At 57.6% G+C, this 19,872-nt stretch carries 14 protein-coding genes and 3 pseudogenes; 4 read left to right on the forward strand and 13 right to left on the reverse strand.

Translation table 11 applies throughout. The features are described 5' to 3' along the window. Positions 1-9: 9 nt before the first annotated feature. Positions 10-984: a porphobilinogen synthase gene (gene hemB / locus C4J87_RS09415; protein ID WP_124366545.1), complete on the forward strand. Its 975-nt coding sequence runs from the start codon at positions 10-12 to the stop codon at positions 982-984. A gap of 88 nt (positions 985-1,072) precedes the next feature. Here the strand turns inward: hemB and C4J87_RS09420 are convergent, their stop codons facing one another. The 3 genes from C4J87_RS09420 to C4J87_RS09430 all read right to left on the reverse strand — a co-directional run bounded on the left by C4J87_RS09420 (position 1,073) and on the right by C4J87_RS09430 (position 2,834). Then, positions 1,073-1,522: a hypothetical protein gene (locus C4J87_RS09420; RefSeq protein WP_305955283.1), complete on the reverse strand. Its 450-nt coding sequence runs from the start codon at positions 1,520-1,522 to the stop codon at positions 1,073-1,075. Between the two features lie 235 nt (positions 1,523-1,757). Next, on the reverse strand, positions 1,758-2,144 hold the full coding sequence (locus C4J87_RS09425; protein ID WP_124366546.1) for a hypothetical protein: 387 nt from the start codon (positions 2,142-2,144) through the stop codon (positions 1,758-1,760). 324 nt (positions 2,145-2,468) lie between these two features. After that, a complete protein-coding gene (locus C4J87_RS09430; protein ID WP_256680015.1) occupies positions 2,469-2,834 on the reverse strand; it encodes a hypothetical protein in 366 nt (121 codons plus the stop codon). A 284-nt stretch (positions 2,835-3,118) separates the two neighbouring features. Between C4J87_RS09430 and C4J87_RS09435 the strand changes: the two are divergent. Then, positions 3,119-3,364: pseudogene (locus C4J87_RS09435) on the forward strand (porphobilinogen synthase); the annotation flags it as partial. Between the two features lie 47 nt (positions 3,365-3,411). Here the strand turns inward: C4J87_RS09435 and C4J87_RS09440 are convergent. Beyond that, a complete protein-coding gene (locus C4J87_RS09440; RefSeq protein ID WP_124366548.1) occupies positions 3,412-3,798 on the reverse strand; it encodes a hypothetical protein in 387 nt (128 codons plus the stop codon). Next, positions 3,795-8,586: pseudogene (locus C4J87_RS09445) on the reverse strand (RHS repeat-associated core domain-containing protein). The gene C4J87_RS09440 and the pseudogene C4J87_RS09445 overlap by 4 nt, the downstream one beginning before the upstream one ends. Positions 8,587-8,821: 235 nt before the next feature. Here C4J87_RS09445 and C4J87_RS09450 point away from each other — a divergent pair. Continuing rightward, positions 8,822-9,907, forward strand: a complete 1,086-nt coding sequence (locus tag C4J87_RS09450; protein WP_124366549.1) for a DUF1615 domain-containing protein — start codon at positions 8,822-8,824, stop codon at positions 9,905-9,907. Between the two features lie 141 nt (positions 9,908-10,048). Here the strand turns inward: C4J87_RS09450 and C4J87_RS09455 are convergent, their stop codons facing one another. From C4J87_RS09455 to C4J87_RS09465, 3 genes and pseudogenes are all read right to left on the reverse strand, one after another. Beyond that, positions 10,049-11,230: an acetyl-CoA C-acetyltransferase gene (locus tag C4J87_RS09455; protein WP_124366550.1), complete on the reverse strand. Its 1,182-nt coding sequence runs from the start codon at positions 11,228-11,230 to the stop codon at positions 10,049-10,051. Between the two features lie 11 nt (positions 11,231-11,241). Beyond that, positions 11,242-11,901, reverse strand: coding sequence for a CoA transferase subunit B (locus C4J87_RS09460; protein ID WP_003211625.1), 660 nt, complete (start codon positions 11,899-11,901; stop codon positions 11,242-11,244). Positions 11,902-11,934: 33 nt separating this feature from the next. Next, a pseudogene (locus tag C4J87_RS09465) lies at positions 11,935-12,632 on the reverse strand (CoA transferase subunit A). 132 nt (positions 12,633-12,764) lie between these two features. On the opposite strand from C4J87_RS09465, the gene C4J87_RS09470 reads away from it, so the two are divergent. Further along, positions 12,765-13,667: a LysR family transcriptional regulator gene (locus tag C4J87_RS09470; RefSeq protein WP_124366551.1), complete on the forward strand. Its 903-nt coding sequence runs from the start codon at positions 12,765-12,767 to the stop codon at positions 13,665-13,667. Between the two features lie 59 nt (positions 13,668-13,726). Here the strand turns inward: C4J87_RS09470 and C4J87_RS09475 are convergent, their stop codons facing one another. From C4J87_RS09475 to C4J87_RS09495, 5 genes are all read right to left on the reverse strand, one after another. Continuing rightward, positions 13,727-14,056, reverse strand: a complete 330-nt coding sequence (locus tag C4J87_RS09475) for a hypothetical protein (protein ID WP_124366552.1) — start codon at positions 14,054-14,056, stop codon at positions 13,727-13,729. Between the two features lie 527 nt (positions 14,057-14,583). Next, positions 14,584-15,426, reverse strand: coding sequence for an NAD-dependent protein deacetylase (locus C4J87_RS09480; RefSeq protein WP_124366553.1), 843 nt, complete (start codon positions 15,424-15,426; stop codon positions 14,584-14,586). An 8-nt stretch (positions 15,427-15,434) separates the two neighbouring features. Further along, positions 15,435-15,875 (reverse strand): CBS domain-containing protein, encoded by a 441-nt coding sequence (locus C4J87_RS09485; protein WP_124366554.1) that lies wholly within the window; start codon positions 15,873-15,875, stop codon positions 15,435-15,437. A gap of 132 nt (positions 15,876-16,007) precedes the next feature. Further along, positions 16,008-17,957 carry a DNA topoisomerase III gene (locus C4J87_RS09490; RefSeq protein WP_124366555.1) on the reverse strand — a complete coding sequence of 650 codons (1,950 nt, stop codon included), beginning with the start codon at positions 17,955-17,957 and terminating at the stop codon, positions 16,008-16,010. A gap of 228 nt (positions 17,958-18,185) precedes the next feature. Then, complete coding sequence (locus C4J87_RS09495; RefSeq protein ID WP_124366556.1) at positions 18,186-19,808, reverse strand: MFS transporter; 1,623 nt, start codon at positions 19,806-19,808, stop codon at positions 18,186-18,188. Positions 19,809-19,872 lie beyond the last annotated feature (64 nt).

Genomic DNA, 19,872 nt, shown 5'->3' on the forward strand with positions numbered 1-19,872 from the left:
AGGAAAGCCATGACCAGCCAGTTCCCCCAAGCCCGCCCCCGTCGCCTGCGCCGCTCCCCGGAGCTGCGTGGCTTGTTCCAGGAAAGCGAATTCACCCTCAACGACCTGGTGCTGCCGATTTTCGTCGAAGAAGAAATCGACGACTTCGTGCCGATCACCAGCATGCCGGGCGTATTGCGTATTCCTGAGAAAAAACTGGCCGGCGAGATCGAGCGTTATGCCCGTGCCGGCATCAAGTCGGTGATGACCTTTGGCGTGTCCCACCATCTGGACGCCAGCGGCAGCGACACGTGGAAAGAACGCGGCCTGGTCTCGCGCATGTCGTCGATCATCAAGGACGCCGTGCCGGAAATGATCGTGATGTCCGACACCTGCTTCTGCGAATATACCGACCACGGCCACTGTGGCGTGATGCATGGCGCCCACGTCGACAATGACGCGACCCTGGTCAACCTGGGCAAACAAGCCGTGGCCGCCGCCCGCGCCGGCGCCGACGTGATCGCGCCCTCGGCGGCGATGGACGGCCAGGTCCAGGCCATCCGCCGCGCCCTGGACGACGCCGGTTTCACCCACATCCCGATCATGGCCTACTCCACCAAATTCGCCTCGGCCCTCTACGGCCCGTTCCGCGAAGCCGGCGGCAGCGCCCTCAAGGGCGACCGCAAAAGCTACCAGATGAACCCGATGAACCGCCGCGAAGCCGTCCGCGAATCGCTGCTCGACGAGCAGGAAGGCGCCGACGCGCTGATGGTCAAACCGGCCGGCGCCTACCTCGACATCATCCGCGACATCCGCGAAGCCTCACGCCTGCCAGTGGCGGCGTATCAGGTGAGTGGTGAGTACGCCATGATCAAATTCGGCGCCCAGGCGGGGGCGATCGATGAGGCACGCGTGGTACGCGAGACCTTGGGCTCGATCAAGCGGGCGGGGGCGGATTTGATTTTTACGTACTTTGCGATGGATTTGGCGTTGGCGGGGGTTTAAGGGCGCCATTTATCCCTGTGGTGAGCGGGTCGGATTTGCTTGTCACAGGGGTAGGAGGGCGACCTTGTATACTGATTTTGAACAGCGCTCAATTAAATTTTTCGTAATCTTCCGCACCTAATGACTCTAACCATTTCTTGAAGAAATCAATTTGATCCTGTGGGTTGTTTGTTAGGTTTTCCTCTTCATAGTCGAATAAATGGACAATGTTGTCCTTGGTTGCTTGTTGGCCTAAAGTCATTTCGTATGCCACAAGCCCAGCGCTCATCTGAGAGGCCATTCTTGATGGTTTTACATTTATTTTGGCCCCTTTACATAGAAAGGTGATATGCGGGAAATCCGCTCTAATGTTTGCGAAGCAGACATACAGGTCTCTTCCTCTATAAATTTTCTTAAAGTTTTCGGCTTCTGAAAATGTCATGGTGAGTTTCGTTGGGTCATATTTGACGGTGACTTGTTTGTGTTCGTTGTTGATTATTACTTTTATATTTTTTGTTTCCATTTTATTTTCTGTTAGGGTTTGGTATGGAATATTCAATGCGGCTAACCTCCCCTTGGAGCTAGGTCAGGTGTTGGCAGAAATTTAATAACGCCGTAATTCTGTGGTGAGCTAACTTGCTCGAGTGGGACTGGGCGGCAGCCACTTAACTGGCTACATGGATCTAATTGACTGAACGGGCCATACTGATTAGTTTTATTCCTTGAGTAAGTAACTGTCGAATTTTTCTATTATGCTCTGTGGCTCAGGGTTTGCTTGTCACATGGTCGTCGAGCTAAATTTGCAGTGAATCGGCCCATTTTTTGCGGTAAGAAATCTGTTCGTTGATGTCATTTGTAAGTTCGTTTTCTTCATAGTCGAATATACGAACGAGTTTTGCATCGGAATCACCTATTTGGGTTTCATAAGCTACGATGCCGCTAGACATTTGTGATGCCATGGCTGAAGGATAGACATTTATTTTTGAACTTTTACATAGAAATTTAATATCACTAAATTCTCTTCTTAATGAGCCAAAGCATAGATAGATATCTGCTTCGCTATACGTTTTTTTCAGTCCGCTGGCAAAGGTTATTGAAAGTGTTGCTGTTCTTCCGTCGCATTCTATTATTGCCGTTTCTCGAGTTGAATTTTTGATTACGAATATCTCTAGTTCTTTCATTTTTCAGCTTCTATTTGGGTTGATTACTGGGTAGACCGACGCTGGGGTTGGCGCCGTGCCAGAAAGCCGTGCCATTTTCAAAAGGTGAGCTGAATTCCACATATAAAATTTCTCGTTCGGAAAAAACATCGATAGTTCGTATTTTTATTTCACTTCTTCGTTAATGGGACTCGTACAACAGTATTGTCTACATTCGCCGTGTTGGTCTTTAGCTCAAACGTCCATGTTTTCTCATGGTAATGATGCTTGCTCGGCTTGCTGTTCATTTCATGAAGGCCGTAACGGATGCTTCTTTTTGCATCGCCGGAAACAATTCTGTCGCGATCAGGTCCGCCGGTTCGTGGGTTGTTGTTCGTTTGTGACGACTTCTAGGTCGTAATGTTGTAAGCAGCTTAGTAATACCCTCATGAATTCTTGCTGGTCGAGTACTTCGGCGCCGAAATAAGTTGTCATTTTTTTGAATACATCATCAAAGCTATCACCAGTCATTAAGAAGTGCTCAATTGAATCAATAAACCAATTTTGCTCGGATTTGGTGTATTCCAGAAATTCTGGTTTTGTCAGTTCGTTAAAAAGCTCAACGAGTTCTTTTTTGCTATTTACGTCTTTTGATGCGATGAGTTCTTCTCTTTTGGGGTCGTCGGTATTCTCGATGTCATACGTAAATAGCAGTCCGCGAATTATTGACATGCTGGGTGCTCTTTTATTCATAATCATAATTCCGCATAGGCTGTTTTGGGATTGCCGTCTCTATTCAGTATTACTCGAGCTTTAGATTGTTGGCTATATTTCATCTCGTCGCCAGAGTATCCTTCGCCTACAATTTTTCCCATATTCATGGGTTCTAATGATTGGGCAAGTCCGTTCCTTCTGAAAATGAGTTGTGCTCGATATATTGCATTCAATTGATCCCTATGGCTAAGAAAGTGGGTTGCAGCAGGTGAGGGGAAAAGGGGACAGATTTATTAGTTTTTAATGCACTGATGGTCAAACTGGCCGGCGCCTACCTCGACATTATCCGCGACATCCGTGAAGCCTCACGCCTGCCGGTGGCGGCGTATCAGGTGAGTGGTGAGTACGCAATGATCAAATTCGGCGCCCAGGCGGGAGCGATTGACGAAGACCGCGTAGTGCGCGAGACCTTGGGCTCGATCAAGCGGGCGGGGGCGGATTTGATTTTTACGTACTTTGCGATGGATTTGGCGTTGGCGGGGGTTTAGGTAGATGCTACATTCTGTAGCGAGCGAGCTCGTCACAGATGCATTTGCTAAGTTTGCACCGATTCAGCCCAGCGCTGGCAGAAATCATGCTGCTCTTGTATATCATTGGTGAGATCGTTTTCTTCATAAGAAAATATATGCACAAGCTCCCCTTCTGGCTGTCCCATCGTCAGTTCGTAAGCAACAAGACCATTTGACATATGTGAAGACATACCTGACGTGTGGACGTTGATTTTGGCGCCTTTGCAAAGAAACAATGTGTCTTTCATATCAGCTCTTAATAAGCCGAAGCAATCGTATAAGTCCATTGCTGTATAGGTTTTTTGGATCCCGTTGCTTAGAAATAGATAAAGGGTAGGTTTGCCTCCTTCATATGTGACCACTGCACTGTCACGTATCCCGTCTTTGATAATGGTGATTTCACGTGATTTCATGGGTATTTCCTATGCGGGTTCAAAATTGTATATCCCTTAAAGGTTCCGTCTTCATTAACGGGCGATGCACCTAAAATATCCTTGGTATCTATTCGTTCGGGAATTGCGATTTCTAATTCGTTTTTATGTTTTGAGAGCCTTCCGAGCTCTTTGTTCACGTCTCTTCCAGGGATTTTCCTCAGTGTGTAAAGGAAACCCTCTTCGAATCCAAAGTTTGAAGCAAATACCAACGCTTGTTTCCTTGAGGTTGAAGTGGGGACGAATTTGCTAGGAGGGCTGGCATTATTCAAGGCGTGCAGGAAAAGGTCTGTGCTGTCTCCTCGACTTTCAAATCCATTATTAAAGATTTCGTCTGGTCCTCTTAAGTCACCGCGATATAGATATTCTCGTTTTTTTTCTGAGCTGGGTAGCGGGGGAGTCCCCTCATCCACCTTTCCCTGCCCGTGAGATTTTTCCGTATTAAGCTGTGGTTTACATCCCCCGCGCCTGGACATGTACTTAAACCTAGCGGATCCACCCACCCAGTAGGATTGGGCGCGTACTGGTACGCGTTGATCCCACCCGCCAGCTTCACCGGATCAGGCGTCAGGTAACGACCAATATCAGGATTGTAGTAGCGATGACGGTTGTAGTGGAGGCCGCTTTCCTGATCGAAGTATTGGCCTTGGAAACGTAGTGGGTTGTCGACTTTGCCGACGTCGAGACGGCTGATTTCGCCGTAGGCGCGGTAGTGGGCGGACCAGACGATTTCGCCTTCAGGCGTGGTGAGTTCTTGCGGTGTGCCGAGGTGGTCGAGTTGGTAGTGGTAGGGCTTGGTTTCTTGTGGGCCGAAGCCTTCCAGCAGTGCCAATGGGCGGAAGCTGTCGGGTTCGTAGAGGTAGCTGCGGTGACATTCCGCATGATGTTCGGCGATCAGCTTGTCGCCTTGCCAGAAGAACTCGGTGGTTTTCCCATCGACGGTTTTGCTGATGCGCCGACCAAACGGGTCATAACGATAACTGGCGGTTTGGCCGTTGGGCTTGGTGATTCCGATTAGCCGGTGCTGACAGTCGTAGCGGTACTCGGTGACCAGTTGATGACCCTTGCCGCGCCGTTCTCGGATGAGGCTGCCGAAGGCGTCATAGTCGTAATGGTGATCGCCTTGGATCATCAATCGATTACCCGCAACGATGTCCGGGCCCGGTCTGTCCTGCATCAGCAGGTTGCCGGCCGGGTTGTGGTCGAAGCGTTCTTGTACGTCTTGCGTATGGTCGGCGCGGGTCAGGCGGTGGAGTGGGTCGTAGTGGTAAAGGTGTTCGCCTTTGCGGGTGTCGTGCAGGCGGGTGAGGTTGCCGGATTTGTCGTAGTCGTAGTGGCGCTGGTAGAGGTGGTTTTGCTGTTGGGTGACGGCGTGGGTATGTAGCCGGTTTTGCTCGTCATAGTGGTAATGGCTGAGCAGTTGGCCTTGTTGGCGTTGGTGTTCGCGGCCGGCTTTGAACAGGTGGGAGGTCAGCAACGCACCGTTCAGTTCGACGGTGGCGAGGTGGCCGCCTTTGTCGTGGTTGAAGGTGAGGCAGTTGTTGTCCGGTAGGCGCAGGTTTTTTAACTGGCCGCAGGCGTCGTAGCCGAAGCGCAAAGTGCCCCAACCTTGGTGTTCGGCGGATAGGCGGTTTTGGCGGTCGTACTCGTAGGCCAGAAACCAGTGGCCGTCGTCGACGCTGAGGAGGTTGCCTTGGCGGTCGTAGGCATAATCGACAGCGCTGCCGTCGGGCAGGGTTTTTCTTACGAGGCGACCGGCATAGTCGCGCTGATATTGAGTGACGAGCTGACTGCCATCGTCGCCGTATTCGGTTTTTTCCAGCAGGTTGCCGTTGAGGTCGTAGGCGTAGGCGGTGCGTTGGCCGTCGAAGCCGGTTTCCTGTTGGATCAGGCCGTTGGGGTGGTAGTCGAGCTGGTAGGTTTCGCCGACTTCGTTTTCGATGGCGGTGAGCAGTAAGCGGGCGTTGTCGTAGCGGTAGTTGACCTGGGTGCCGTCGGCATTGATGCGGCGGCTGATCAGGTGCAGGCCATCGGCGTATTCATAGCGGGTGACTTGGCCCAGCTCGTCGCGTTCGGCGGTAATTTTTCCGTAAGGGTTGTAGCTGAATTCCCGGTAACTACCGTCGGGTTGGGTCAGCTTCAGCAGGCGGCCTACGGCGTCCCATTGATACTGGGTCAGCGCGCCCTGCTCATCCTCATGCGCAACCTGCCGGCCCAGGTCGTCATAGCGATATCGCTTGATCCCGCCATTGGGCAATTGCTCTTCAACGAGCTGCCCGCGTTCGTTCCACACAAGCGATGGCAGCTGTTGTCGGGATACCAGACCTCGGTCAGTTGCCCCTGTTTGTCATAGCTGTAATCGGCCGCGTTGCCATCCGGATCGATCTGGCGAATGACATCGCCCTGGTCATTACGCTCGTATTTCCAGACCGCTTGGCCACGGCGCATAACCCGTACGAAACCGTTGTCATGCTCGTAGGACGTCGGCTCATCATCCCCCGGAAACAGCGCGACCAAGCGTCCGGCGTCGTCGTATTGATAGGCCGTCACCGCGCCCAGCGGATCCTGCTCGACGGTCAGGCGGCCCTTGTCGTCGTAGGATTTGAAATGCTGGGCGCCGTCGGGATCGATGCGCTGTACCAGCCGCGCCCGCTGGTCATGTACGTAAACTTCCTGGCTGCCGTCGGCGTTGTGCACGGTGACGCGCCCGTCGTCACCCCAGGCATACCGCGTGTCCATCTGCGAAAAACTGGCCCAATGCCTGACACAGCGCGCTGCCTTGCCAGCGCGTTCCCATTCCCAGAAGAAACTCGCCCCGCCGGCCAGCTGGCGCTCAAGAATGACGTGCTGCTCGTCGTACCGATAACGCTCACATTCACCGACGGCATTGGTCGCTGAAACCAGTCGTCCAGCGCCGTCATAGGCGTAGGCAACGACGTTCTGCTCGGTCACCCAAACGAAGGGTTCATGCCCTGTGGCGCGATGAACCTGGTAATCCACCGCCACGATGCGGTCGAATTCATAACGCAACAAAAGCGAACGGCCCACGCCGTTATCCAGCCGCTCAATCCGTCCCAACCGATCACGGAAAATGCGCAACCGGTTGTCATACGCATCGCTGATCGCCGTCAGCACGCCGTCGCAAAAGTGATAAAACCGAGAAGCCTGGGCCAGCACCAACTCGTCAGGAACCGAGCCCAAATAAATCGCCGCTTCCGCCAGGCTGTTGGTAATCGCCGGCCGAGCCACCGTCGGCAAGGGCAGGGTGGTCGAGCGATTCTCATGGTCCGTCCACACCACCGAATCGCCCACAACCACAAGCCGCTGCGCCAGCGCATGACTCCAGCCAAACCCCAACCCACAGTCCACTTCCACCGCACTGCTGCGATACAAGCGCGTCCACTCGAACGGCAAGATCCCATCCAGCGCGCCATCGGTAAGGGTCAGCAGTTCTTCGCCGGTGACCATCGACACCGGGCAACCGTTCGTAACGGTTTTATCCGCCGGAGCCGCCGCATCGCCCTTCGGATTCGACGCAACAGCAGGCACATCATCCACCGCCTCCTGCCGCGCCAACGCCGTACGCTGGGTCTTGCTACGCACCGCTGGCACCGCGTTCGAAACCAGCGTGTCACCCGCCTTCAACGGCGCCACCGGCACCGCCTTGATCGGAATTGGGGCGCTGCCCAGCAACACCGGCTTAAGCGCTTCGGTGTGCCCCTCCAAGCGAGCTGTGCCGAACTGCGTGGCTATCTGCTCCAGCCACGTGCGCACCCGACGTGACTTGATGCCGGCCAGTACTTTGGTGCTGATGCGCACCACAACACCCATGCCAGCCGACGCCAGTCCCAATAACAGGGTGATGACGATCTCGGCGCCAATCGACCCGAGCATTTCGTTCATATACGGCGGTGGCAGCATGCGCATCCAGCTGACCAGAGCCGCCAGGTGAACGAACAGCAACGGCTCATCGCTGAGCACCAGCAAACCCTTGGCGAGGGTCTCGGCACTTAACGCGAGTAACTTTTCAAGCTCGTCCTGGGAAAGGTAATGCAGCAGCTTTTCAGCGTTGGCCAGCGGGTCGGACAACCACTGGAGTAACTGCGTGATGTTGTCCCAAACCGAGTAGAGGACTTCGCCAAAGCCTTGGGCATAAGCGCGGTGCAGCGAGAGGTAACGCTGGAGAAAATTCGCTTCGGAATAGTTCTTCCATAGCGGTTCAAAGGTGGTGTCCCATTCACTGCGCAGCCAGCTTTCCAGTGGCGTGATGACCGACTGATAAGAGGCGTAAAGCGCCTTGAAATGCGCCGAGGAAACGTCGGGGTAGAAACTGATCCGGTACCGCTGGTTGCGGTCGCACTCGGTGACTTCGAGGATGCCGCTTGGGCCGATGGTTTTATGGATCGGCTCGCCCAGCGGGCCACCGTCTGGATCGATGCGCTGCAACATCACCGGCGTATTGCCGATCGGCACGAAGCGCGAGCTCTGGAACATATGCACCAGCGTCAGCGTGCCGTTGGCCTGGCATGTAGCGACGGTGCTGCTAGGAAAGATCGAACGGTTGATCGGGGCGACCAGCGCCACCTCATTCCCGACCTTGAACACCTGCTCCACATCCAGTGCCGACGCGCTGAAAAAGCCCTGTGCCCAGGTATCGTAGTGGTTGAGGCACCCGCGGAAATCGCTGAGCACGGATTCGACGTCCCGCGTCTTTGAATCCATCGCGGCCAGCACCAGAAAGCCAATGGCTCGGCCGGTTGCTTCGATCATGGGTGGGCCCCATCGATCAGGGCTCTCACTGGAAAAACCATCTGCACTCCCTCGCACTGTTTAATCAGGCGAAGGACTTTGCAGAGGTTTTCAGGGCAGGGGAGTAGAGCTTATCTGGCGTTAACGTGGGAATTTTCAACCAACGCCGCACCACGTTCGGCATAGCAACGAACCCCGGTTAGACTTGCCTGTCGATATCCCCATTGCCCGGCCCGCCGTCCACCAAGGAAGCCTCATGTATTCAAGCCGCCTGATCCTCTGCCTCGCCACCTTGCTGCTGCTGGCCGGTTGCTCCACCTCGAGAGGGCCGCAACAACCCGAGCGCAGCGAGGCCGAGGTGAAGGCGCAGATCGTGCGCCTGCTCCCCGCCAAGGTCGCGGACCGCGACGGTTGGGCCCAGGACATCTACACCGCGTTCGACACCCAGAAGATCTACCCCAGCACCGAAAATATCTGCGCCGTGCTGGCGGTGACCGAGCAGGAGTCCACCTTTCAGGTCGACCCACCGGTGCCAGGCATGGGCACGATCGCCCAGGATGAAATCCTGCGGCGTGCCGGGAAAGTTCATGTACCGGCGTTTGTCGTACGCAGCGCCTTGCAAGTGCGCTCGCCCACCGGCAAAACCTACGCCGAGCGTTTGAATGCCGCACGCACGGAGAAGGATCTGAGCGCGATCTTCGACGACTTCATCAGCGTGGTGCCCTTGGGCAACACACTGTTTGGCGGCTTCAACCCGGTGCACACCGCCGGTCCGATGCAGGTCAGCATCGACTTCGCGCAAAAACAGGCACGGGGTTATCCCTACACGGTGGACGGCACGATTCGCCGCGAAGTATTCACGCGTCGTGGCGGCATGTACTTCGGCATCGCCCATTTACTCGGCTACCCGGTGAGCTATGACCAGCCGCTGTACCGCTTCGCCGATTTCAATGCGGGTTGGTACGCCAGCCGCAATGCCGCGTTCCAGGCTGCGGTCAGCCGTGTCTCAGGCACCGAATTGACGCTGGATGGGGATTTGATTCGCTATGGTTCGCTGCTGCCCGGTACCACCGAACTGGCGGTGCGTTCACTGGGAGCGAAATTGGATATGCGCAATCCCAGCATCCGCAGCCAACTGGAGCAGGGTGATCAGTTGGATTTTGAGGACACCACGCTCTACAAGCGCGTATTCGTCCTGGCCGATAAAGCCGCAGGCAAGCCGCTGCCGCGAGCCATCCTGCCGGGCATCGTGCTCAAAAGCCCAAAGATCACCCGCAACCTGACCACGGCCTGGTTCGCCAAGCGCGTGGATGAGCGGTATCAGCGCTGTATGAAACGTTGATCAGGTGCGGCGCGTCGGGCTGAAGCGTTGCCATCGCCGGCAAGCCAGCGCCTACGTGTTGACCGAGTTCTTTCGGGGGGATCGATAAAGAAAAGGCCCGGCTTTTCGTGGAGCCAGGCCCTTTCCATGTTGCTCGTTGAATCAGTTGCGTTCGAGGGCCAGCGCCACGCCCTGGCCGCCGCCGATGCACAGTGTCGCCAAGCCTTTCTTGGCGTCGCGCTTGATCATTTCATGCAGCAGGGTCACCAACACGCGGCAGCCTGATGCCCCGATCGGGTGGCCGATGGCGATGGCGCCGCCGTTGACATTGACCTTGTCAGCATCCCATTCCAGCTCTTTGCCCACCGCCAAGGATTGCGCGGCGAAGGCTTCGTTGGCTTCGATCAGATCCAAATCGCTCAATTGCCAACCGGCCTTGTCCAGGCAACGGCGGGTGGCCGAAACCGGGCCGATGCCCATGATTGCCGGGTCGACCCCAGCGTTGGCGTAGCTGGCGATACGTGCCAGCACCGGCAGGCCGAGGGCCTCGGCTTTGGCGGCGCTCATCAGCAGCACCGCAGCGGCACCGTCGTTGAGGCTGGAGGCGTTGCCGGCGGTGACGCTGCCGTCTTTTTTGAAGGCGGGCTTGAGCTTGGCCAGGGACTCGGCGGTGGTACCGGCACGCGGTTGTTCGTCCACCGCAAAGGCCAGCGGGTCGCCTTTGCGCTGGGGAATCAGGATCGGTGTGATTTCATCGGCAAACCGTCCGGCTTCGATGGCGGCGGCGGCTTTTTGCTGGGAAGCGGCGGCAAAGGCGTCCTGCGCCTCGCGGCTGATGCCGTACTTGTCCACCAGGTTTTCGGCGGTGACGCCCATGTGGTAGTCGTTGAACGCATCCCACAGGCCGTCAGTGATCATGCTGTCGATCATCTTGGCGTGGCCCATGCGCAAACCGGTGCGCGCGGCGGGCAGCACGTACGGCGCAAGGCTCATGTTTTCCATGCCGCCGGCGATGATGACGTCGGCGTCGCCACAACGGATGGCCTGGGCGCCCAGGTGCAGGGCCTTGAGGCCCGAGCCACAGACCTTGTTCAACGTCAGGGCGGGAACGGCGTGGGGCAGGCCGGCGAGAATCGAGGCCTGGCGCGCCGGGTTCTGGCCGCTGCCGGCGGTGAGTACCTGGCCGAGAATCACTTCATCCACTTCGGCCGGGTCGAGGCCGGTCTGCTCCAGCAGGCGACGAATCACCGCAGCGCCCAGTTCAGGGGCCGGGATACTGGCCAGCGAACCTTGAAAGCTGCCCACGGCGGTGCGGGTGGCAGCAACAATCACGACGTCTTGCATGGAATCTGTCCTCACTGGAAATGCATTTCTGGAACATGGTCCGGGACGATCAGTTTACCGGCGGTCTTGCTCACAATCTCTTCAACGCTGACGCCAGGTGCGCGTTCCTTGAGGACAAAAGCGCCATTTTCGATTTCCAAATAGGCCAGGTCCGTGAGCACACGCTTGATGCAGTTGGCGCCGGTCAGCGGCAGGCTGCACTGGCTGAGCAATTTCGACTCACCGTCCTTGGACGCATGGGTCATGATCACGATGATATTTTCCGCACCGGCCACCAGGTCCATCGCGCCGCCCATGCCCTTGACCAGCTTGCCGGGGATCATCCACGAGGCGATGTTGCCCTGTACGTCCACTTCGAACGCGCCGAGTACGGTGAGGTCCACGTGGCCGCCGCGAATCATCGCGAAGGACTCGGCGGAGGAGAAAATCGAGGCGCCGATGCGTGCGGTGACGGTTTGTTTGCCGGCGTTGATCATGTCGGCATCGATGGTTTCTTCGGTCGGGAACGGGCCCATGCCGAGCAGGCCATTTTCCGACTGCAGCATCACTTCCATGCCTTCGGGAATGTAGTTGGCCACCAGGGTCGGAATGCCGATGCCGAGGTTGACGTAGAAACCGTCCTGCATTTCGCGGGCGACGCGTTGAGCCATTTGTTCGCGGGTAAGAGCCATGTCATGAGTCCTTATTGTTCGGGCCGGGGCGGATTACTTGCGCACGGTGCGCTGTTCGATGCGCTTCTCGAAGGTGCCGCAGATAATCCGGTCGACGTAGATGCCAGGGGTGTGGATCTGCGCGGGGTCCAGCTCGCCCGGTTCGACGATTTCCTCGACTTCGACCACGGTGATCTTGCCGGCGGTGGCGGCCAGTGGGTTGAAGTTCTGGGCGGTGTGCCGATAGATGACATTGCCGAAGTGGTCGGCTTTCCAGCCTTTGACGATCGCGAAGTCGCCGGTGATGGACTCTTCCATCAGATAGGGGCGGCCCTTGAATTCGCGGGTTTCCTTGCCTTCGGCAACCGGGGTGCCGACGCCGGTGGCGGTGAAGAAGGCCGGGATGCCAGCACCGCCTGCACGCATTTTTTCCGCCAGGGTGCCTTGGGGGTCAGCACTACTTCTATTTCACCGCTGAGCAGTTGCTTCTCGAATAGGGCGTTTTCACCGACGTAGGAGGCGATCACTTTGCTGATCTGCTTTTCTTCCAGCAGGATGCCCAAGCCGAAACCGTCGACGCCGCAGTTGTTGGAAACCACGGTCAGGTCGCGGGTGCCTTTGCGCTTGATCTCGGCGATGAGGTTTTCCGGAATGCCACACAGGCCAAAACCGCCGGAGAGTACGGTCATGCCATCTTCCAGGCCTGCCAGCGCCTCTTCATAGGACGCCACGCGCTTATCAAAACCTGCCATATGCACCTCGTTATTATTAGTGGGCCAGCCAATGGACCGAGTGTTGCGCCGACTGATTGATTTGTTAAGTTGTTTTTTTAGGTTGATTGATTTAGAAAACAGCATAGTCGAACCACCGTGCGGAGTTGCGTCATGACCGTTAAACAGATGCGTGCCTTCCTGGCCGTGGCCCAGAGCCTGAGTTTTGCCGCTGCCTGTGAGCGCCTGCACCTGTCCCAGTCGGCGCTGAGCCTGACTATCAAAGGCCTCGAGGAAGGGCTGGGTGGACGCTTGTTCAGTCGCAATACGCGCAATGTGGCGCTCACGCCTGAGGGCGAATCGCTGCTACCGCTGGCTCGCCGCTTGATTGCCGACTGGGACAACGCGGAGGACGAACTGCGTCAACGCTTCACCTTGCAACGTGGGCGCGTGACGGTGGCGGCTATGCCGTCATTTGCCGGTAACCTGCTGCCGCCGATCCTGAAGATATTCCGCGCCCGTTACCCGCAGGTGAACGTGACGGTGCATGACCTGATCAACGAGCAGGTGCTGGAGATGGTTCGCGACCGCCAAGTGGAATTGGGCGTAGCGTTCGAACCGTCCGACGGTTCGTCATTGGCATTCACGCCGCTGTACCTGGACCGATTCATTGCCGTGGTACCGGGAGATTCGCCGTTGGCGCAGTTGAACGAGATCGACTGGAAAAGCCTGTTGGAACAACCCTTCATTACCCTCCAGCGCCCATCGACCGTGCGGGTAATGCTCGAAGAGCACCTGGGTGCCTTGCAGATGAAACTGCCGGTTGCGCTGGAAAGTCATCAACTGGCCACAGTGGGCAAGATGGTTGCCAGCGGCCTGGGTGTCAGCGCTGTGCCCGCATTGTGCGCGCGGCAGATGGAGGAGGCGGGCGCCCATTGCATCACCTTGACCGGCCCGGTGATCGAGCGGCCCATTGGGGTACTGACCAAACCAGGGCATGAACTGTCGGCGGCGGCGCAGGTGTTGTTTGATATCTTTCAGGATGAAGCGAGGAAGGGACGGTTTCCGACGTTCTGAAGTTCACACAACAAAAGTGGGAGCTGGCAAGCCAGCTCCCACAATAGATCAAGTACTACTTAGTAGTAACGGTCGATCACTTTAACTTGCGAGCTGTCTTTGAAAGAGGCCCAGGCATTGTTAAGTGTGTCGAACACCTGCTCGATAAAGTTGCGATCGGCTGCGGCTTTCTTGCCGACATAACCCTGGCCACGACGGTACATCTTCAGGCGCGCCGCCAGTTCGCGGTGATTGCGGTCGAACTCGGCTTCTTCGGTGTGGGGCGCCAGGCAGTCAAGTTGAACTTCGCCCGACTTGCGAATCCACAGGATATGGTCGTCGAGTGTGTCTTTCTGCGCTGCGAACATCTCAGCCAATTCATCGATAGTTGGTTGGTTGTTCAGATTCATGTGTAAGCCCCTTGACCAGTTGGCGATCTATCAATTGATTCATTGAAACTTCAAGTTGTCTCCGGCTCAGAAAACCGGGCGTCAGTGACGGTCTGCCGAATACGGGCAGGGTCTTGAACCTGATGCATGTAGTCTTGCTGATGAACTGCTACGCAATGCTTTCATAACGAAGACAAGCAGCGCTTTAGCTCCTTGTACCGAGCCCCTTCGGGGCCAGTCAGCTTCATCAATCTGCCTTGTGGGCAGTGCACATCCGGAAAAACAGCTCGGCGGTCAGACGAGCCTGTTCAAAACGCGTGTTACCAACACTCCCGATCCGGGAGACGTCTCGATAATGCAAGGACAAAAAGCTTACGTCAACGATTATGTAGTGATTATTTTCAGGCACTACATAAATCGCTGTGGGGGCGGGAAGATGCGGGGAAACGTGACTTGGGCGTCATTTTTTGGGGCGGCCGGTCTCAGGAGTAACTAGTGTTTCCTGGGTGCACATTGCGACTGTAAGTTTTTCGCGAGCAAGCTCGCTCCTACAGTCGTTCGGCCAGCAAGGGCAGTAATTGCTCGCACGACGCTTCGATTTTCACCTGCAGCAGCTCATCCCCACGGGTCTTGCCCAGATTGATCGCAATCACCGGCTTACCCTGTTCCACTGCCGCCTTGCACAGGCGAAACGCCGAGTAAGCCATCAGCGATGACCCCACGACCAGCAGCCCCTCGGCATCGTGCACCGCAGCCATGGCCCTGGCGGCGGTAGCGGGGGCTACGTTTTCGCCAAAAAACACCACGTCGGGCTTCAGCCGTTGGCTTTCGCAATGGGGGCAGCGTGGCACCTGGAAGTGCTCCTCAAGCGTAGGGTCGAGCAAGGTGTCACCGTCAGGCGCTTGCACTGCATGGACGTGTGCGAAGTGCGGATTGTCGACTTCCATCTGCCGCTGGATCACATCGCGCTCGCTGTGCTGCTGGCAATCCAGGCACAGCACCCGGTGCAAACTGCCATGTAATTCGATCACATCATGGCTGCCGGCCTGATCGTGCAGCGTGTCGACGTTTTGCGTGATCAGGCCGCTGATGACCTGACGTTGCTGCAAGGTCGCCAGCGCCTGATGGGCCTTGTTCGGCCGGGCCAGGCGCACCCGTGGCCAACCCAGCATTGCCCTGGCCCAATAACGGCGCCGTGCTTGCGCGGTGGCGAGGAACTCCTGGTACATCATCGGCGCCTTGCCCCGGCGCACTCCTTCGCTGTCACGGTAGTCGGGGATGCCCGACGAGGTGCTGATCCCCGCACCGGTCAGCACCAGGAAGCGTTTTTCGGCCATCGCCCGATGCAAGGTGTCGAGGTGGTCTGCTTGATGGTCCAGCGTGTCGAGCATGGGGCCTCCTATTCGCCGCGAATGTACTGCTCCAGCTGTTTGATCAAGGCCGCTTGTTCAGCAATGGCCTCTTTGACCAGGTCACCGATGGACAAAAGCCCCAGCAATTTGCCGTCTTCCACCACGGGCAAGTGGCGCAGGTGACTGTCGGTCATGATGTTCATGCACGCTTCAACCGTTTTGTGGGTATCTACGGTGATGACCGGCGAACTCATCACATCATCCACCCGGGTGGTCACCGACGACAGACCCTTGAGGATAAGTTTACGTGCGTAATCGCGCTCGCTGATGATCCCGACCACGGCGCCGTCCTTGACCACCGGCAACGCCCCGACGTTTTTCTCGGACATCCGCACCAGCGCCTCGAATACGGTGTGGTCCCACTGGATAGTGTGGACGTCCTGGTTCTTCTGGTCCTTGGCTTTGAGTAATTCTGCGACGGTTTTCATGGCGGCCACTCCGGTGTTGTTGTTAGTAGTCAGCGATTGCCCCTACAGAATCCTAGACGGGCCACGTTGCAGCAAGGTCCAAAGCGGCGTTAAACCCGTCGAAAAGCGTCATTCGCCGGTTTTTTTTGCGTTTTATCCGGCTTTTACCGGCTTTTTCGCCCGTTTGGGGTTGGCCGTCGTCTTGCGTGGCGCGCTCTTGCGCTTGTTTTTCCACGGTGTGGCGCCTTTGCCTGCCGGGCTGGCGGGACCGGTGATGGTCATGCGCATGCCATGACAGCGAGCCACCTGTTTGCTCATCCACGCCGCTTGTTTGGCGACAAACTCCTCCAGGCTCATTTCGCCGCTTTGCACCATATCCAGCGCCTGCTCCCAGATGGCGGTGGTGCCGGGATCAGCGATGGCGCGAGGCACCGCGTCAATCAGGCTGAAAGCCGCTGCGGTGGCCGACAGCGCCTTGCCGTTCTTCACCAGGTAACCTCGGTCCAGCAGGCCCTGGATGATCCCGGCGCGGGTGGCTTCGGTGCCAATGCCAGTGGTGTCCTTGAGCTTCTGCTTGAGCAGCGGGTCTTCGACCAGCTTGGCGACGTTTTTCATCGCTTTGATCAGGTCGCCTTCGGTAAAGGGCTTGGGCGGTTGGGTCCACAGGTCCTTGAGATTGACCTTGGCCACGGCACAGTCCTGGCCTTGCACCAGCATTGGCAAGGCTTGAGGCGCAGGCGTTTCCCTGCCTTTGGCGGGAGCAAGGGCTTCGGGCAGCGCGCGTTTCCAGCCCGGTTCGATGACAACTTTGCCCACCGCGCGCAACGCCTGGCCGGCACAATCGAAATCCGCCTGGGTACGGTCGTATTCATGGTCGGGCAGGAATTGCGCCAGGTATCGCGCGCGTATCAGCGTGTAGACCGCACGGTGCTTTCCGGTGAGTTGCCCAACGTCCTTGCCGGCCCCTGTCGGAATAATGCCGTGGTGGGCACTGACCTTGGCATCGTTCCAGGCGCGTGAGCGACGATTGGGGTCCATGTAGGCCATCAGCTCGGCCACGGCTGCGTCCGCGCGGCCGAGAGCGGCGAGGATCTTCGGCGCTTCGCTGTGCTGGCTCAACGGCAGATAGCCGCAATCGCTGCGCGGGTAGGTGATGACCTTGTGGGTTTCGTAGAGGGATTGGGCGATATCCAGGGTTTCCTGAGCGCCGAGGCCGAGCTTCTTGGAGCAGATTTCCTGCAGGGTGCCGAGGTCGAAGGGCAGGGGCGCGACCTCGCGTATGCGCTCGGTGCGCAGCTTAACCAATCGCGCACTGGCAGCGCGGGACATGGCGTCAGCGGCGTCCCGGGCCAGTTGCGGATTGAGGCAACGGCCCTGGTCATCGCAGGCATCGTCGACGGCGCGCCATTGGGCAGTGAAGGTCATGCGCTCGTGGAGCAGGTCCACGTCGATGGCCCAATACGCCACGGGTACGAAATCGGCGATGCTGCGGTCACGGTCGACCACCAGGCGCAAGGTGGGGGTTTGCACCCGGCCCACCGGCAATACGCCCTGATAGCCGGATTGTCGCCCAAGCAGGGTAAACAAGCGGCTCATGTTCATGCCGATCAGCCAGTCGGCGCGGGAGCGGCCCAGGGCCGAGTGATACAGGCTGAAGGTTTGCGCACCGGGCTTGAGGGCGGCCAGGGCCTTGCGGATGGAGGCCTCGTCCAGTGCCGACAACCACAACCGCTGGATCGGCCCGCGATAACGGCAATGCTCCACCAGTTCTCGGGCGATCATTTCACCCTCACGGTCGGCGTCGGTTGCGATCACCAGTTCCCGGGCTTCCCCCAGCAAGCGCTTGACCACCTTGAACTGGCTGGCGGTCTTGGGCTTGACCTGCATTTTCCAGGTTTGCGGGACGATCGGCAGGTCGGCGAGCACCCAGCGTTTGTATTTGGCGTCATAGGCGTCAGGCGGGGCGGTTTCCAACAGGTGGCCGATGCACCAGGTGACTGTGACCCCGCTGCCCAGCCAGCATCCATCGCCCCGGCGGCTGGCGCCGAGCACGGCCGCGATGTCCTTGGCCTGGGAGGGTTTTTCACAGAGGTACAGCTGCATGGTCATCACATCAGATCGGGTTGATGCTTGGCAGGATGCTTAGTCAGAGAGATTTGAGCAACCATTATCTGTATGGATGTACAGCAAATTGTGTGTGGCTGCGCAAAACAAAATGTGGGAGGGGGCTTGCTCCCGATAGCGGTGTGTCAGCCAATGGAGATATTGACTGATATATCGCTATCGGGGGCAAGCCCCCTCCCACAGGGGCTCTGCGGTGTTCAGACGAACTCAGTTGTTATCGATATCCACATGCCGGGTTTCCTTGAGGCAGAACAGGCCGACCACCAGGCTGACGCCGGTCACCACCACCGGGTACCACAAGCCGTAGAAAATGTCCCCGGTGTACACCACCAAGGCAAACGACACGGTTGGCAGGAACCCGCCAAACCAGCCGTTACCGATATGGTAGGGCAGCGACATCGAGGTGTAGCGGATGCGTGTCGGGAACAGCTCCACCATCAGCGCCGCCAGGGGGCCGTAGCACATGGCGGCGATCAGGATCAGTGCCACGATCAGCACCACCACCATGACCTTGTTGACCTGGGCCATGTCCGCCGAGCTTGGGTAGCCGGCCAAGGTCACCGCGCCGCGCAGTGCCGCTTCATCGAAGCCATCGATACGCACGTCACCGACGCTGACCTGCACCGGCGCGCCGGCCGGCGCCGCGACGCTGCTGTACGGCAGGCCTTGCTTGACCAGGAAGGTCTTGACCTTGTCGCACGGGCTGTCAAAGCGCGCCTTGCCCACCGGGTCGAACTGGAAGGTGCAGGTGGCCGGGTCGGCCAGCACGGTAATCGGTGCCTGGTGACTGGCCTGGTCCATCGCCGGGTTGGTGTAGTGCGCCAGGCTCTTGAAGATCGGGAAATACAGCACGGTCGCCAGCAGCAGGCCGAGCATCAGCACCGGTTTGCGCCCGACCTTGTCCGACAGCCAGCCAAACAGGATGAAGAACGGTGCGCCAATCACCACACTGATGATCAGCAGCATGTTGGCCAAGGCCGGGTCCATCTTCAGGAACTGGGTAAGGAAGAACAGCACATAAAACTGCGCCGCATAGAAGGTTACCGCCTGCCCGCCGTTGATGCTGAACAGCGCGATCAATACGACCTTGAGGTTTTCCCATTTACCGAACGACTCGCGGATCGGCGCCTTGCTGGCCTTGCCTTCCTCTTTCATTTTCAGGAACGCTGGCGACTCGTGCAGGCTCATGCGAATCCAGGTGGAGATGCCCAGCAACACGATGGAAAACAGGAACGGAATACGCCAGCCCCATACCTCGAACTGGTCGCCGGTGAAATAACGGCAGGCCAGCACCACCAGCAACGATAGCAACAGGCCGAGGGTGGCGGTGGATTGAATCCAACTGGTGTGCAAGCCACGTTTGCCGGGGGGCGCATGCTCAGCGACATAGGTGGCGGCGCCACCGTATTCACCGCCCAGAGCCAGGCCTTGCAGCATGCGCAGCACGATCAGAATGATCGGCGCTGCGATGCCGATGCTGGCATAGGTCGGCAACAGTCCCACGCAAAAGGTTGCCACGCCCATCAGGATGATCGTGACGAGGAAGGTGTATTTGCGCCCGATCATGTCGCCCAGGCGGCCGAATACCAGCGCGCCGAAGGGCCGCACCACGAAGCCTGCGGCGAACGCCATCAATGCGAAGATGAACGCCGTGGTGTCGTTGACCCCGGCAAAGAACTGCTTGCTGATCACCGCCGCGAGGGCGCCGTAGAGGAAGAAGTCATACCATTCGAACACCGTCCCGAGAGACGAGGCGAAAATGACTTTCTTGGAGTCGTTACGGGTGCTCGCATGTATCGCCGAGCCCAGGGGTTGAGCATGTTCTGACATCGGGTAGCCCTCACAGTGATTATTTATTGTTGTTCCACTGTCGGCGCCAGGTGCGGCGCCGCTA

It is taken from the genome of Pseudomonas sp. R1-43-08 (assembly GCF_003852255.1).
GTDB lineage: Bacteria > Pseudomonadota > Gammaproteobacteria > Pseudomonadales > Pseudomonadaceae > Aquipseudomonas.